Consider the following 13876-nt stretch of genomic DNA (forward strand, 5'->3'; position numbering starts at 1 on the left):
GGCACGTCGTGGACCGCGTGCCGCCCGGATCGGCTACCGCCCGGATCGGCTAAGTCAGGCGCCCGGAGAGATAGGCGTCGTAGGCGGGCAGGTCGAGCTGGCCGTGTCCGGACAGGCCGATCACGATGACCTCGGGCTCGGTGAGCCCCCGGGCGTAGTCGGCGGCTGCCGCGATCGCGTGGGACGCCTCGGGGGCGGGAACGATTCCCTCGTTCCGCGCGAACTCGACCGCGGCGGCGAAGGCGTCGGTCTGACGGACCGCGCGGCCTTCGACGTATCCGAGTTCGACGGTGTGGCTCAGCAGCGGCGCCATGCCGTGGTACCGGAGCCCACCCGCGTGGATCGGATCGGGAATGAAGTCCTGTCCGAGGGTGTGCATCTTCAGCAGCGGCGTCAGTCCGGCGATGTCGCCGTGGTCGTACCGGTACTCACCCTGCGTGATCGAGGGGCACGCGGTCGGCTCGACGGCCACGACACGCGTTCTCGCTCGACCGTGGATCACTTCCCGGATGAAGGGGAACGCCAGGCCGGCGAGGTTGGAACCACCACCGGCACAGCCGAACACGACGTCGGCGTTGTCCTCGCCCGCTGCGCGTAGCTGTTCGACCGCTTCCAGCCCGATCACCGTCTGGTGGAGCACGACGTGGTTGAGCACGCTGCCGAGCGTGTACCGGGCGTGCGGGTCCTTCACCGCGACCTCGACGGCTTCGGACACGGCGATGCCGAGCGAGCCCGGGGTGTCGGGGTCCCGGGCGAGCACCGCACGCCCCGCCTCGGTCAATTCCGACGGGCTCGCGTGGACCGTGCCGCCGTAGGTCTCGATCAGGAAGCGCCGGTAGGGCTTGGAGTCGTACGAGGCGCGCACCTGCCACACCTCGAGGTCGATACCGAACTTGGCGCACGCGAACGCCAGTGCCGAGCCCCACTGCCCGGCGCCGGTCTCGGTGGTGAGCCGGGTGACCCCGTCGAGGGAGTTGTAATAGGCCTGCGCGACGGCGGAGTTGACTTTGTGACTGCCTACAGGGCTGACCCCTTCGTACTTGACGTAGATGCGGGCCGGGGTGCCCAGTGCCTTCTCGAACGAGCGGGCGCGGATCAACGGCGTGGTGCGGTAGTTCGCATACGCCTCCCGGACGGGTTCCGGGATCGCGATGTCCGTCTCGGTGGACAACTCCTGTTCGATCAAGCCACTCGCGAACAGTGGTGCGAGATCGTCGGCGGTCACCGGTTCCCGGGTGCCGGGATGCAGGTGTGGAGGAGGCGCGACGTCCAGATCTCCGGCGATGTTGTACCAGTGGGTGGGGATGGCCTGGGAGTCCGGCACAGCGGCGGTCCTCTCGTCGTCGGGGAAGGCGTGGTCGCGTGCCCGAAGGTGTGAGCGAACACGCCCTGGCAGGGAGGTGAAAGCACTCTCATAGCCGGGGTATGGCGCGGCAAGCCGCACCGATCCGATAAACTGCTGGTCAAATGAGTGAAATCGAAGACGCCCCCAACCAGGAGACCGCAGCTATCACGTTTGCCGATCTCGACATCGACCCCCGTGTGCTGCAGGCCCTTTCGGACGTGGGTTACGAGACCCCGTCGCCGATTCAGGCGGCGACCATACCACCACTGCTGGAGGGACGGGACGTCGTCGGTCTCGCTCAGACCGGCACCGGCAAGACTGCCGCATTCGCGGTGCCGATCCTCTCGCGGATCGACACCACGAAGAAGCGGCCGCAGGCGCTGGTCCTTGCGCCGACCCGCGAGCTTGCACTGCAGGTCGCGGAAGCTTTCGGCAAGTACTCCACGCACATCCCCGGGCTGCATGTGCTGCCCATCTACGGCGGCCAGGCCTACGGCGTTCAGCTGGCAGGATTGCGCCGCGGCGCACAGGTCATCGTCGGTACCCCCGGACGTGTGATCGATCACCTTGCCAAGGGCACCCTCGACATCTCGGAACTCGAATACCTCGTCCTCGACGAGGCCGACGAGATGCTGACGATGGGCTTCCAGGAAGACGTCGAGCGGATCCTCGCCGACACCCCGGAGACCAAACAGGTCGCGTTGTTCTCGGCGACCATGCCGGGCGCGATCCGCCGTCTGTCGAAGAAGTACCTGAAGGACCCGCAGGAAATCACCGTCAAGTCGAAGACGACGACCTCTGCGAACACCACCCAGCGCTGGGTGTCGGTATCCCATCAGCGCAAGCTCGACGCCCTCACCCGGATCCTCGAGGTCGAGTCGTTCGAGGCCATGATCATCTTCGTCCGCACGAAGCAGGCCACCGAGGATCTGGCAGAGAAGCTGCGCGCCCGTGGGTTCTCCGCCGCCGCGATCAACGGCGACATCGTGCAGGCGCAGCGTGAGCGCACCATCGGACAGCTCAAGAGCGGTGCGCTCGACATCCTCGTGGCGACCGACGTCGCGGCACGTGGCCTCGACGTCGACCGCATCAGCCACGTGGTCAACTACGACATCCCGCACGACACCGAGTCGTACGTGCACCGCATCGGCCGTACCGGTCGCGCCGGGCGCACCGGTGACGCGCTGCTGTTCGTGACCCCGCGTGAACGGCATCTCCTCAAGTCGATCGAGCGGGCCACCCGCCAGCCGGTCGCCGAAATGCAGTTGCCGAGCATCGACGATGTCAACGCGCAGCGCGTGTCGAAGTTCTACGACGCGATCACCGAGGCGCTCGCGTCCGAGAACCTCCAGTTGTTCCGCACCTTCATCGAGGACTACGAGCGCGAGCACGACGTACCGCTCGCGGACATCGCGGCCGCTCTGGCCCTGATGTCGCGCGACGGCGAGTCGTTCCTCCTGGAGCACGAGCCCGAGCCCGTCGCCGCTCCGCGCCGTGAACGCGAGCCGCGTGAGCGCCCCGCGCGTCGATTCGACGACGGTCCGAAGGTCGGTCGCGACGGCCAGGAGATGGCTACCTACCGGATTTCGGTGGGCAAGCGGCACCGCGTGCAGCCGGGTGCGATCGTCGGTGCCATCGCCAACGAGGGCGGCCTCCGCCGCGGCGACTTCGGACACATCAGCATCCGCGCCGACCACAGCCTGGTGGAACTCCCGAAGGATCTGCCGGCGCAGACGCTCGACGCGCTGCGGGCAACCCGCATCTCGGGTGTGCTCATCCAGTTGCAGCCCGATTCGGGTGCACCCGGAGGCCGGCCGAGCAGCAACTACCGTGGTCGCGACGACCGCGGCGGCGACCGTCGGAGCGGTGGCGAGCGCCGCGGCAGCGGAGACTTCACCCACCGCAAGGATCGCGGCGACCGTCGCGAGCAGAGCGGCGGCGGATTCCGTGGCCGCGACTGACCGTCAGGTCACCACGTCGCGCCGCTGAGCGTAGCGGCGGTTGCGCCGTCGATCGATTCACGAATGACGTCGGCATGACCTGCATGACGAGCCCACTCCTCGATCTGGTGTAGAGCAAGAAACCGGACGGTGAGTGGGCCGTCGTGTATCAGCCACCGGGCGATATCTGCCGGCAGGTCGACGACACGGTCGAGGTCGGGCTCGGCACGCAGCACCGCGGCGAACTGTTCGGCGACGGCGTCGAGTCGTGCGAGCCGGTCGGCCGCGCTGTCGGCGTCGTCGACCAGCCACGCCGACTGCCAGTCCTCGACGGGATCGCGGTCCGGGTTCACGGTGCCCGCGATCCGGTCGGCGGCAGCGGCATGCCCTTGCACGAGATGGTTGTGCAGTGACGCGAGGCTGAGCGACGACGCGCTCGGCACAGAACGTGCCTGTTCCTCGGTCAGGTCCGACACCGCATTGCGAAGCGCCGAGTACTGGTTGTCGAGCAGCGAGAGGATCAGTTCCGATTCGTTCGTAGTCATGACCCCAGTGTGGGAACCAACGCGGACGACTTCGGTCCTGAATCGGCGAACTGGGTTCGGTGGAGTTCTTCGTAGCGACCCCCGGCCGCGAGGAGTTCGGCGTGGGTGCCGCGCTCGACGATTCGGCCGTCCTCGACCACCAGGATCTGGTCGGCGGCCCGGATGGTGGACAGTCTGTGCGCGATGACCACCGACGTCCGTCCCGCGAGTGCTTCGGTGAGTGCCTCCTGCACCGCAGCTTCGGACGTCGAGTCCAGGTGCGCGGTGGCCTCGTCGAGAATCACGACCTGTGGATGGGCGAGCAGCAGACGCGCGATGGTGAGCCGCTGGCGTTCGCCGCCGGACAGGCGGTAGCCCCGTTCGCCCACCACGGTGTCGAGTCCGTTGGGCAGTGACCGGATCAGGTCGGCCAGTCGCGCGCGGCGCAGGGCGTCGAACAGTTCGTCTTCGGTGGCGCCGGGGCGGGCGAGGAGCAGATTCGCTCGCACACTGTCGTGGAACAGATGTCCGTCCTGGGTCACGAGTCCCACGGTGCTGCGGATCGAATCCGTGCTCAGGTCGCGCACGTCGACCCCGCCCAGCGACACGGACCCGGAGTCCACGTCGTAGAGACGCGGAATCAATTGTGCAACAGTCGATTTACCGGCACCGGACGATCCGACGAGGGCAACCATGTGCCCCGGCTCCACCCGGAACGACAGATCGTGCAGCACCGTCTCACCGCCGCGGGAATCGAGCACCGCGACTTCCTCGAGCGACGCGAGCGACACCTTGTCGGCAGAGGGATACGCGAAGCTCACGTCGCGGAACTCCACCGATACCGGGCCTTTGGGCACGTCGCGGGCGTCGGGGGACTGCTTGATGAGCGGTTCGAGATCGAGAATCTCGAAGACCCGCTCGAAGCTCACCATCGCGCTCATCACGTCCATGCGGGCACTGGCCAGCGCGGTGAGCGGGGCATAGAGGCGGGTGAGCAGCATGGCCATCGCGACCACCGACCCGGGGTCCAGTTGGTCGCGCAGCGCGTAGAAGCCGCCGAGCCCGTAGACGAGCGCGAGCGCGAGCGCGGACACCAGCGTCAGCGCCGTGACGAAGACGCTCTGGAGCATCGCGGTGCGCACGCCGATGTTGCGCACCCGGCGCGCGCGGACGGCGAACTCGGTGGATTCCTGGGACGGCCGGCCGAACAGCTTGATCAACGTGGCGCCGGGCGCCGAGAACCGTTCGGTCATCTGGGTGTTCATCACCGAGTTGTGGTTCGCCGCTTCGCGGCTCAGTTGCGCGAGCCGAGTCCCCATGTGGCGGGCGGGCACGATGAAGATGGGGAGCAGCAACAGTGCGAGCAGGGTGATCTGCCAGGAGATCCCGAGCATCACCACGAGGGTGATGACGAGGGTGACGAGGTTGCCGACCACCCCGGACAGGGTGTCGCTGAAGGCGCGCTGCGCGCCGATCACGTCGTTGTTCAGACGAGAGACGAGTGCGCCGGTGCGCGTGCGCGTGAAGAACGCGACGGGCATCCGCTGTACGTGGTCGAACACCGTGGTGCGCAGATCCAGGATCAGGTCTTCGCCGATGCTCGAGGACAACCACCGGTTGGCGATGCCGAGGCCGGCCTCGACGAGTGCGAGTGCGGCGATGATCACGGCGAGCCACACCACCACCGATACTGCGGCGTTGTCCACGATCGCATCGACCACGCGGCCGGCGAGGACCGGTGTCGCGACGCCGAGCGCGGCGATCGCGACGCTCAGGAGGAGGTAGATGGTGATGTTCCGCCGGTGCGGACCGGCGAACGCGGCGATCCGCTTCAGGGTGGCGCGCGAGAACGGGCGTCGATCGCTCTCTGCGTGCATCGCGTTGTACATCGCGTTCCACGCGGTGATTTCCATACTCATGGACGGGGCCTCCTCAGCTCGCACCCGACGGTAGAACCTCGAGTGCGCTAGAGGTCAAGCCTAGGGTTCCGGGCAGTCCGGGACCCAACCGTTTTTGCTCTCTCCGCCTCAGCGAGCGACGTCGATCACCACACGCTCCGGGTCACTGAGCGAATAGACCGCGAACGGGGTGCCGGATTCGGAGACGCCGATGAACGACTGGGTGACGCCTTCGAAGACACCGGAGCCGGTGACCTCGACCACCGAACCGCCCGGTGCGGCGAGGACGGGATCGGGCCCGGCGTACGGCTCGACACCGCTGTCGAACGGGTACGCGGATCCGTCGATCAGGACCTGCAGGACGGCATCGCCGGCGACGGTGACATCGTTGCCGCTCCCGTCCTGGACGGCTTCGGCGACGTAGCCGACCCGCCATCCGGGTGTGCCTTCGCCGTCGAGTTCGTACACCACGCGGTCGAAGCCCTCGTGCACTCCGGTCCGGATATCGGTGACCGTGAGTTTCGCTCCGGCACCCGCGGGGGAGACCTTCTCGGCCGCATCGGTGGGGGTGTTCGAGGAGTCCGGCTCGGGCGCTTGCGTGGTCGGCGTGTTCACCGACACGGCCGGCGAGGGTGCCGGATCGTTGTCCGAAGCGGAGCAACCCGCGAGAACCAACGCGGCGGCGGAGACGGCGAGGCCGATACGGGTGCGAATCATGGGGCACATGGTACGGCGCGCGACTCGGGAATCCGGGAAGGCGCTCGGAGGCATTGACGTCGATCACATCACGGCGGACAGTAGCCGTAACGCATATTTCAACGCTCGATGAATTGAGTCGCGATGAATACTCCACCGAACTCCCTCGCCGTGGATGTGCACGATCTTCGCGTTCGCCGCGGTCCCCATCTCGCCCTCGACGAGGTCTCTCTTCAGGTCACGCGCGGCTCGATCACCGGGTTGCTCGGCCCGTCGGGCTGTGGCAAGACCACGCTCATGCGCTCGATCGTGGGCGGGCAGATCGTCGAATCCGGCACGGTGACCGTGCTCGGTCTCCCCGCCGGGACAGTCGAACTCCGCCGTCGCGTCGGGTACGTCACCCAGTCGGCGAGCGTCTACCCGGACCTGACTGTCACCGACAACGTCGCCTACTTCGCCTCCCTCTACGGCAGACCTCGCTCCACCGTCCACGAGACGATCGAGGCAGTCGGGCTCGGAAGCCACGCCCGTACCCGCGCCGACGCGCTGTCCGGTGGGCAACTCGGACGCGTGTCGCTCGCGTGCGCGCTCGTCGGGGATCCCGAACTCCTGGTGCTCGACGAACCGACCGTAGGGCTCGACCCGCTGCTGAGAGTCGAACTGTGGGAACACTTCCGCTCACTCGCGCGACGTGGCGTCACCGTGCTCGTATCCAGTCATGTGATGGACGAGGCCGACCGCTGCGACGACCTGCTGTTGTTGCGCGAAGGCCGACTCGTCGGTCAACTCACCCCTGCGCAGTTGCGCGACCGGACCGGCGAAACCCGCCTCGAGGACGCGTTTCTCCGGTTGATCCGTACGAGCACGGAGGCACCGTCATGAATGCGGTTGCGTATGCGGCGACCACCGAACGAATCCTGCGGCAGTTGAAGGCGGATCACCGCACCGTCGTGATGATCGCCCTGGTACCGAGCCTTCTGATGATCCTGCTGTACTTCATGTACCAGAACACCCCGGCCGGCCCAGACGGCCGGACCCTGTTCGACCGTATCGCGATCGTCATGCTCGGGATACTGCCGTTCGTAGTCATGTTTCTCGTGACTTCCATTGCGATGCAACGCGAACGAGTCTCCGGAACTCTGGAGCGGATTCTCGCCACCCCGCTCGCGAAACTCGATCTCCTCGCCGGATACGGGAGCGCGTTCTCCGCGGCGGCGGTCGTGCAGGCCGGCCTGGCATGTGTCGTCGCGTTCGGCCTGCTCGGTGTCGCCGCCGAGGGTCCGGTCGCATGGGTTCTCGTGATCGCGATCCTGGTGGCAGTTCTCGGCGTCTCGCTGGGATTGTTGTGTAGTGCGTTCGCCCGCACCGAGTTCCAGGCTGTGCAGTTCATGCCGGTACTCGTGATTCCGCAATTCCTGCTGTGCGGCCTGCTCGTGGCGCGCGAGGATCTCCCGGACTGGCTGCGCTGGATCAGCAATGTCGTTCCGCTCAGTTACGCGGTCGAAGCGTTGCAGGAGGTCGCGAGTCGGCAGGGAACGACGGGTCCGATGCTCCGCAATCTCGTCGTCGTCGTGGGGTTTATCGCGGTGGCGCTGGCGCTGGGGGCGGCGACACTGCGTCGTCGCACGCAGTGAGCCCGCGGTCGGGACGGCGGCCGGGAACGTCCGGCGCGCGTGAGACCATCCTCGACGCCGCACGGGAACTCTTCGCCGCCAACGGGTTCGAGAAGACCACGATTCGTGCGGTCGCCGCGAAAGCGGATGTCGACCCGGCCCTCGTGCATCATTACTTCGGCTCCAAGGTCGATCTGTTCACCGCGTCGATCGCACTGCCCGTCGATCCGCACGACGTCCTTGCGCCGGTGTACGCATCGCCTCTCGAGGACCTCGGACACGCTCTCGCCGCCGCTGTCATCGGGCTGTGGGACTCCGGGCACCGCGACGCCGCTGTCGCGATGTTCCGCTCGGAGATCGCGGGTGGCGAGGGCAGTCTGATCCGTACCCTGCTGCTCGAGGTCGCGCTCGAACCGCTGCTCGCCCGGATCGACCACCCCGCCGGAACGGGACGACTTCGGGCGGAACTCGTGGCGACCCAGATGACCGGGATCATGCTCGTGCGGTACATCCTCGCCTTCGAACCGCTCGCGTCGCTGCCGTCGGGACGGATCGTGGAGATCGTCGCTCCGACGCTTCAGCGCTACCTCACCGGCGACCTGCCGGGCTGACCGACCGCACTCGCCCGAAGGGATCGACGAAAATACCCGACGCGGACCAGCCCGTGCTGGTCTACTCGGCGGCGCCGATACACCCGCTGCGGAAGCCCTCGCCTTGCTGAGAGTGGTGGGCATCGGACAGTGGCGCAGCGACGCCGCGACCTCCTGAGCCCTACGCGGTGTGCTCGCGCAGGTACGCGATGTCGTCGGCGATACCGGCGCCGGGCGTCTCCAGGACGACGGGCGCACCGGACGCCACGGCGATCTCGGCGAGCAACTGCGGATCGATGGTGCCGTCGGCGAGGTTCGCGTGCCGGTCGCGCGCCGAATCGAATTCGTCTCTCGAATTGTTGAGGTGCACCAGGTCGATTCGTCCGGTCACCGCTTTGACACGGTCGACGATGCCGACGAGATCCTCGCCCGCCGCCCAGGCATGACAGGTGTCGAGACAGAAACCGGCGCCGTAATCGCCGATGGCATCCCACAGCCTGCCGATCGCGTCGATGTACCGCGCCATCGCGAAATCACCGCCCGCGGTGTTCTCGACCAGGATCGGCACCGGGAAGCCGCCCTTGTCCTCCTGGCGTTCGAACAGCTTCCGCCAATTCTCGACACCGGCCGCGACATTTTCGCCGTCGCGCACATGTCCACCGTGGACCACCAGGCCGAAAGCCCCGATGTGCGACGCAGCCTCGGCATGGTCGGCGACAGCCTTCCGGGACGGCATGCGCAGCCGGTTGTTGAGACTCGCGACGTTCACCACGTACGGCGAATGCACCACCACGTCGATGTCCGACGCGAGAATCTGATCCTTCCTCGGGTGCTCACCCGGGGTGTCCCATTTCTGTGGGTCCGAGAGGAACAGCTGCACCAGATCGGCGCCGAGCTGCTCACCCTGCCCGATGGGGTCGTCGTCCTGACGGACGTGGGCGCCTATCCGCATGGACCCAGGGTAGGGGAGCTTCCCGGTCAGCGGGACGGCAATACCGCGCGCGATCGCAGGATCTGCTTGATTCGGTCGACGCCGACGACAGGGAGATCTCATGGGCAAGCTGGACGGCAAGGTTGCACTGATCACCGGTGCCGGGCAGGGAATCGGTCAGGGCGTCGCGCTGGCTCTGGCCCGTGAGGGCGCCGCCATCGCGGTGACCGGCCGCACCGAGAGCAAGCTCGACGACACGGTCCGGCAGATCCGGGAGGTGGGCGGCACCGCCGAGCCGCTCCGATGCGATATCGCCGACCTCGACCAGATCACCGCCGCGGTGGAGCGGACGGCTCAGTTGTTCGGGGGCGTCGACATCCTCGTCAACAATGCGAGTCTCAACCCGCTCGGACCCGTTCTCGACCTCACCGCGAAGCTGATGGAGAACGCCTACCGCACCGGGCCGGTGGCGTCCCTGCACGCGATGCAGACGGTGTATCCCCTGATGAAGGCGCGCGGCGGGGGCTCGATCGTCAACATGGTCAGCTCCGCGGCCGTGCGCTGGGACATGTCCGGGTACGGCGGGTACGCCTCGGTCAAGGAGGCACTCAGATCGCTGACCCGGGCCGCCGCATCCGAATGGGGTGTCGACGGTATCCGCGTCAACGCCGTGGCGCCCCACGCGATGTCCCCGGGATTGGAGTGGTGGACGGAGAACCGCCCCGAGGAAGCCGCGGAGTTCGTCGCGACCATCCCGCTGCGGCGTATCGGCGACTGCGAGGAAGACATCGGCCGGGCGGTCGCGTGGATCGTCAGCGACGATGCCCGCTACCTGACCGGCGCGACGGTTCCGCTCGACGGGGGGCAGGCACGCTGGGCCTGAAGCCGCTGCCGACGCAGGTGCACCCGCAGAATCCCTGAAACAGGGATCAGGGTCCTCCCCGATGGTGCGAGAGGGTGCGGCCGAGGAAGATGGTTTCATGCCATCGCACTCGGCTCCCGCAGCCCGATCCCAGGACCTCAAGAAAATCTACGGAACAGGTGAAACCGCCGTTCACGCACTCGACGGTGTCACGGTGGAATTCGCCGCCGGTGAATTCACGGCCATTATGGGCCCGTCAGGATCGGGCAAGTCGACGTTGATGCATTGCCTCGCCGGTCTCGACAGCGCGACCTCCGGCGCGGTGTTCATCGGTGACACCGATCTGACGAGCCTGTCCGACAAGGAGATGACGCAACTGCGTCGCGACCGCGTCGGCTTCGTCTTCCAGGCCTTCAACCTCGTCCCGACGCTCACCGCGCTCGAGAACATCACGCTGCCCGTCGACATCGCCGGACGGAAAGTCGACCAGGAGTGGCTCGACACCATCGTCGGGCGCCTCGGTCTGGGCGACCGCCTCGGCCACCGACCCGGTGAGTTGTCGGGTGGTCAGCAGCAGCGCGTCGCGTGTGCCCGAGCGCTTGCCGGCCGCCCCGAGATCATCTTCGGTGACGAGCCGACCGGCAACCTCGATTCGCGTTCGTCCGGAGAGGTGATGTCCATCCTGCGTGCCTCGGTGGACGAGTTCGGGCAGACGGTCGTGATCGTCACGCACGACCCGCGCGCCGCCGCGTACGCCGACCGGGTCGTGTTCCTGTCCGACGGCAGTGTCGTCGACGAGATGCGCGACCCCACCGCCGACTCGGTCCTGGATCGCATGAAGCAGTTCGATCCTGCCGCCATGTCACCTCTGGCGAAGTAGGAGCGTTCCGAGCATGAGTGGAAATCCCATCCGCAAGGTGGCATTGCGCAATCTTGCCGCGCACAAGGTGAGACTTGCGCTGACCGTGCTGTCCGTCGTGCTCGGCACGGCGTTCATCACCGGTTCGTTCGTCTTCACCGACACGCTGCAGCGCACGTTCGACGGTATCTTCGGCGACGTCGCGCAGGGCGTCGATGTTCGCGTGAGCGCCGAGGAATCCGGTTCGAGCGGCGTGCCGGTCGAGGACATCGCGGCGGTCGAGGCGCTTCCGGCCGTCGACCGAACCACCCCGTACATCGGCGGTACGCTCGTCCTTCTCGGCTCCGACGGTGCCGCGATCCAGACCGGGGGCGCCCCGGTGGAGGGGTACGCGTACTTCCCGCCCGAGGAATTCGTCGGCGAATCGCAGGAGTTCATCGAGGGCACTCCGCCCGCCGAGGACGGCCAGATCGCGCTCAACGCCAGCGCCGCCGAGCGCGGCGGCCTCGAGGTCGGAGACCAGACCTCGATCCTCTCCATCGCGCAGGGCATGGTCCCCGTGACGGTGAGCGGCATCTACAACCTCGAGACCGATACCGGCGGCTACGTCGGGGCGATGTTCACCGAATCGCAGGCGTCGTCGCTGTTCACCGATGGCCGGCACGTCGGATTCCTCAACATCGCGGGCGATGGCTCCCTGTCCCCGGACGAACTGCGGGACGAGGTCGCGGCCGCTGTGCCGGGCATGAAGGTGCAGACCGGGGCGGAGGTCACCGAAGAGACCAAGTCGGAGGTCTCGGAAGCGCTGAACTTCCTCAACTACTTCCTGCTCGCGTTCGGTGCGATCGCGTTGCTGGTGGGAACGTTCATCATCTACAACACCTTCTCGATGATCGTCGCGCAGCGACTCCGCGAACTCGCGTTGCTCCGAGCCGTCGGGGCCAGCCGGAAACAGGTCGGCCGCTCCGTCACGCTCGAGGCGCTCGTCGTCGGACTGATCGGCAGCGTCATCGGTATCGCCGCGGGTGTCGCGCTCGCGTACGGCCTGCGTGCCGCACTGAACGCCGCGGACCTCGGATTGCCGTCCGGTCCGCTGCAACTGGCGCCGCGCACGGTCCTCGTGGCCCTGATCGTCGGGGTCGTTGTCACCGCGATCAGCGCGTATGCCCCGGCACGCCGCGCGACCCGGGTGCCGCCTGTCGCCGCGATGCGGGAGGAGTCCACCGGGACCGTCGAAGGCCTCCGGGTACGGACGATCGTGGGCATTGTCGCGGCGGTCGTGGGTGTCGTGCTCGTCGTGTTCGGCGCGCAGGGCACCGGTGGAGGGGCGGCCTCCGCCGTGGGCGGTGGGGCGTTCCTGCTCGTCGTCGCGGTCATGCTTGCCTCACCGGCGCTGTCGCGGCCCGTCGTGGGTGCTCTCGGTGCGGTGTTCGCCCGCCCGTTCGGCGCCGTCGGCCGGTTGGCACGTACCAACGCGACCCGCAACCCGCGGCGCACCGCAGCCACCGCATTCGCTCTCACCCTGGGCCTGATGCTCGTGTCCGTGATCGGTGTCTTCGGCTCGTCGGCGAAGGCCAGTGTGGACGCTGCCGTCGACAACGGTGTCCAAGCAGACTTCATGCTCACCGGACCGCAGATGTTCGGAGTTCCGCTCCCGGCGGCCGACGCGGCGCAAGGGGTCGACGGTGTGGTGGAAGTGGTGCCGGTCCACGGTGTCCGGGCGAACCTCGACGGAGAGGACGGTTTCGGCACGGCGGTGACGGGCGTGCTCGACGACGTGATCGATCTGCAGATGGTGGAAGGCGTGCCGGAGGCCACGGGCAACGAAATGCTCGTGAACCAGAGCACCGCGAGTGAGAAGGGCTGGACGGTCGGCTCGACGGTCCCGGTCACGAGCCGTGACGGCAACACCGTGGACGCGACCGTGGCCGGTGTCTACACCGACAGTCAGATCATCGGCCCCTGGGTGATGTCCCAGCAGATCTACGAGCAGTTCACACCCCCGGCGACCCGGTCGGCGATCGTCGTGCTGATGAACGTCGCGGACGGGGCGGACCCGAGTGCCGTGCGGTCGGGCCTCGAGGCCGCCACCAAGGAATACGTGATCGTCCAGGTTCTCGACCGTGAGCAGTTCAAGGGTCAGCAGGCACAGCAGATCGATACTCTGCTCGCCATCCTGTACGGGTTGCTCGCTCTCGCCGTGGTCATCGCGATCCTCGGCATCGTCAACACGCTGGCGCTGTCGGTGGTCGAACGCCGACGTGAGATCGGGATGCTGCGCGCGGTGGGGATGCAACGCAACCAGGTACGGCGCACCATCTATCTCGAGTCCCTGCTGATCGCGGTGTTCGGTGCGATCGTCGGGGTGATCCTCGGCCTGTCCTTCGGCTGGGCGTTCGTACGGACTCTCGCCGACCAGGGACTCGACATCATCTCGGTGCCGTGGTCGCAGGTCGTGGGAATGCTGCTGGCCTCCGGAGTGATCGGCGTGCTGGCCGCGTTGTGGCCCGGTAATCGTGCCGCGAAGACACCTCCGCTGGAGGCGATCTCGGACCTCTGACGGGGAGATGATCCACAGTCTTCCTTTTCATCCACAGCGGCCGGCCCGGCGGAGACAC

General features: G+C 67.3%; 12 protein-coding genes. 7 read left to right on the plus strand and 5 right to left on the minus strand.

Annotation, left to right across the window (positions count from 1 at the left end; translation table 11 throughout):
- Positions 1 to 49: 49 nt before the first annotated feature.
- Positions 50 to 1324, minus strand: coding sequence for a TrpB-like pyridoxal phosphate-dependent enzyme (locus tag ACFWBU_RS02405; protein WP_378527356.1), 1275 nt, complete (start codon positions 1322 to 1324; stop codon positions 50 to 52).
- 143 nt (positions 1325 to 1467) lie between these two features.
- Between ACFWBU_RS02405 and ACFWBU_RS02410 the strand changes: the two genes are divergently transcribed.
- Positions 1468 to 3306 carry a DEAD/DEAH box helicase gene (locus ACFWBU_RS02410; RefSeq protein WP_169621695.1) on the plus strand — a complete coding sequence of 613 codons (1839 nt, stop codon included), beginning with the start codon at positions 1468 to 1470 and terminating at the stop codon, positions 3304 to 3306.
- A gap of 8 nt (positions 3307 to 3314) precedes the next feature.
- Here ACFWBU_RS02410 and ACFWBU_RS02415 read toward each other — a convergent pair whose 3' ends face one another.
- The 3 genes from ACFWBU_RS02415 to ACFWBU_RS02425 form a co-directional block, all read right to left on the minus strand.
- Positions 3315 to 3830: a DUF664 domain-containing protein gene (locus ACFWBU_RS02415; protein ID WP_378527357.1), complete on the minus strand. Its 516-nt coding sequence runs from the start codon at positions 3828 to 3830 to the stop codon at positions 3315 to 3317.
- The gene (locus ACFWBU_RS02420) at positions 3827 to 5728 is read right to left on the minus strand and encodes an ABC transporter ATP-binding protein (protein ID WP_378527358.1); all 1902 of its coding nucleotides are present in this window, start codon (positions 5726 to 5728) and stop codon (positions 3827 to 3829) included. The genes ACFWBU_RS02415 and ACFWBU_RS02420 overlap by 4 nt, the downstream gene beginning before the upstream one ends.
- A 108-nt stretch (positions 5729 to 5836) precedes the next feature.
- The gene (locus ACFWBU_RS02425) at positions 5837 to 6424 is read right to left on the minus strand and encodes a hypothetical protein (RefSeq protein WP_378527359.1); all 588 of its coding nucleotides are present in this window, start codon (positions 6422 to 6424) and stop codon (positions 5837 to 5839) included.
- Between the two features lie 123 nt (positions 6425 to 6547).
- On the opposite strand from ACFWBU_RS02425, the gene ACFWBU_RS02430 reads away from it, so the two are divergent.
- From ACFWBU_RS02430 to ACFWBU_RS02440, 3 genes are read left to right on the plus strand one after another with little or no spacing between them, the layout of a single operon-like run.
- A complete protein-coding gene (locus ACFWBU_RS02430) occupies positions 6548 to 7285 on the plus strand; it encodes an ABC transporter ATP-binding protein (RefSeq protein WP_169652641.1) in 738 nt (245 codons plus the stop codon).
- Positions 7282 to 8037, plus strand: coding sequence for an ABC transporter permease (locus ACFWBU_RS02435; protein ID WP_378527362.1), 756 nt, complete (start codon positions 7282 to 7284; stop codon positions 8035 to 8037). Before ACFWBU_RS02430 ends, ACFWBU_RS02435 begins: the two co-directional genes overlap by 4 nt.
- A complete protein-coding gene (locus ACFWBU_RS02440; RefSeq protein WP_378527363.1) occupies positions 8034 to 8627 on the plus strand; it encodes a TetR family transcriptional regulator in 594 nt (197 codons plus the stop codon). Before ACFWBU_RS02435 ends, ACFWBU_RS02440 begins: the two co-directional genes overlap by 4 nt.
- 160 nt (positions 8628 to 8787) lie before the next feature.
- Here the strand turns inward: ACFWBU_RS02440 and ACFWBU_RS02445 are convergent, their stop codons facing one another.
- On the minus strand, positions 8788 to 9558 hold the full coding sequence (locus tag ACFWBU_RS02445; protein ID WP_169622654.1) for a deoxyribonuclease IV: 771 nt from the start codon (positions 9556 to 9558) through the stop codon (positions 8788 to 8790).
- Positions 9559 to 9658: 100 nt separating this feature from the next.
- Between ACFWBU_RS02445 and ACFWBU_RS02450 the strand changes: the two genes are divergently transcribed.
- The 3 genes from ACFWBU_RS02450 to ACFWBU_RS02460 all read left to right on the plus strand — a co-directional run bounded on the left by ACFWBU_RS02450 (position 9659) and on the right by ACFWBU_RS02460 (position 13818).
- The gene (locus ACFWBU_RS02450) at positions 9659 to 10420 is read left to right on the plus strand and encodes an SDR family NAD(P)-dependent oxidoreductase (RefSeq protein ID WP_169622655.1); all 762 of its coding nucleotides are present in this window, start codon (positions 9659 to 9661) and stop codon (positions 10418 to 10420) included.
- Between the two features lie 97 nt (positions 10421 to 10517).
- Positions 10518 to 11279 (plus strand): ABC transporter ATP-binding protein, encoded by a 762-nt coding sequence (locus ACFWBU_RS02455; protein WP_169622656.1) that lies wholly within the window; start codon positions 10518 to 10520, stop codon positions 11277 to 11279.
- A 13-nt stretch (positions 11280 to 11292) separates the two neighbouring features.
- Positions 11293 to 13818, plus strand: coding sequence for an ABC transporter permease (locus ACFWBU_RS02460; RefSeq protein WP_378527365.1), 2526 nt, complete (start codon positions 11293 to 11295; stop codon positions 13816 to 13818).
- Positions 13819 to 13876: the final 58 nt, after the last annotated feature.

This window comes from Rhodococcus sp. NPDC060084 (genome assembly GCF_042730335.1).
GTDB lineage: Bacteria > Actinomycetota > Actinomycetes > Mycobacteriales > Mycobacteriaceae > Rhodococcus.

What these genes read in the sequence shown, in the direction of transcription:
- ACFWBU_RS02445 (WP_169622654.1), bottom strand. Translation starts at nt 9,558, where the DNA reads ATGCGGATAGGCGCCCACGTCCGTCAGGACGACGACCCCATCGGGCAG.
- ACFWBU_RS02435 (WP_378527362.1), top strand. Translation starts at nt 7,282, where the DNA reads ATGAATGCGGTTGCGTATGCGGCGACCACCGAACGAATCCTGCGGCAG.
- ACFWBU_RS02415 (WP_378527357.1), bottom strand. Translation starts at nt 3,830, where the DNA reads ATGACTACGAACGAATCGGAACTGATCCTCTCGCTGCTCGACAACCAG.
- ACFWBU_RS02410 (WP_169621695.1), top strand. Translation starts at nt 1,468, where the DNA reads ATGAGTGAAATCGAAGACGCCCCCAACCAGGAGACCGCAGCTATCACG.
- ACFWBU_RS02460 (WP_378527365.1), top strand. Translation starts at nt 11,293, where the DNA reads ATGAGTGGAAATCCCATCCGCAAGGTGGCATTGCGCAATCTTGCCGCG.
- ACFWBU_RS02455 (WP_169622656.1), top strand. Translation starts at nt 10,518, where the DNA reads ATGCCATCGCACTCGGCTCCCGCAGCCCGATCCCAGGACCTCAAGAAA.
- ACFWBU_RS02420 (WP_378527358.1), bottom strand. Translation starts at nt 5,728, where the DNA reads ATGAGTATGGAAATCACCGCGTGGAACGCGATGTACAACGCGATGCAC.
- ACFWBU_RS02450 (WP_169622655.1), top strand. Translation starts at nt 9,659, where the DNA reads ATGGGCAAGCTGGACGGCAAGGTTGCACTGATCACCGGTGCCGGGCAG.
- ACFWBU_RS02430 (WP_169652641.1), top strand. Translation starts at nt 6,548, where the DNA reads ATGAATACTCCACCGAACTCCCTCGCCGTGGATGTGCACGATCTTCGC.
- ACFWBU_RS02425 (WP_378527359.1), bottom strand. Translation starts at nt 6,424, where the DNA reads ATGATTCGCACCCGTATCGGCCTCGCCGTCTCCGCCGCCGCGTTGGTT.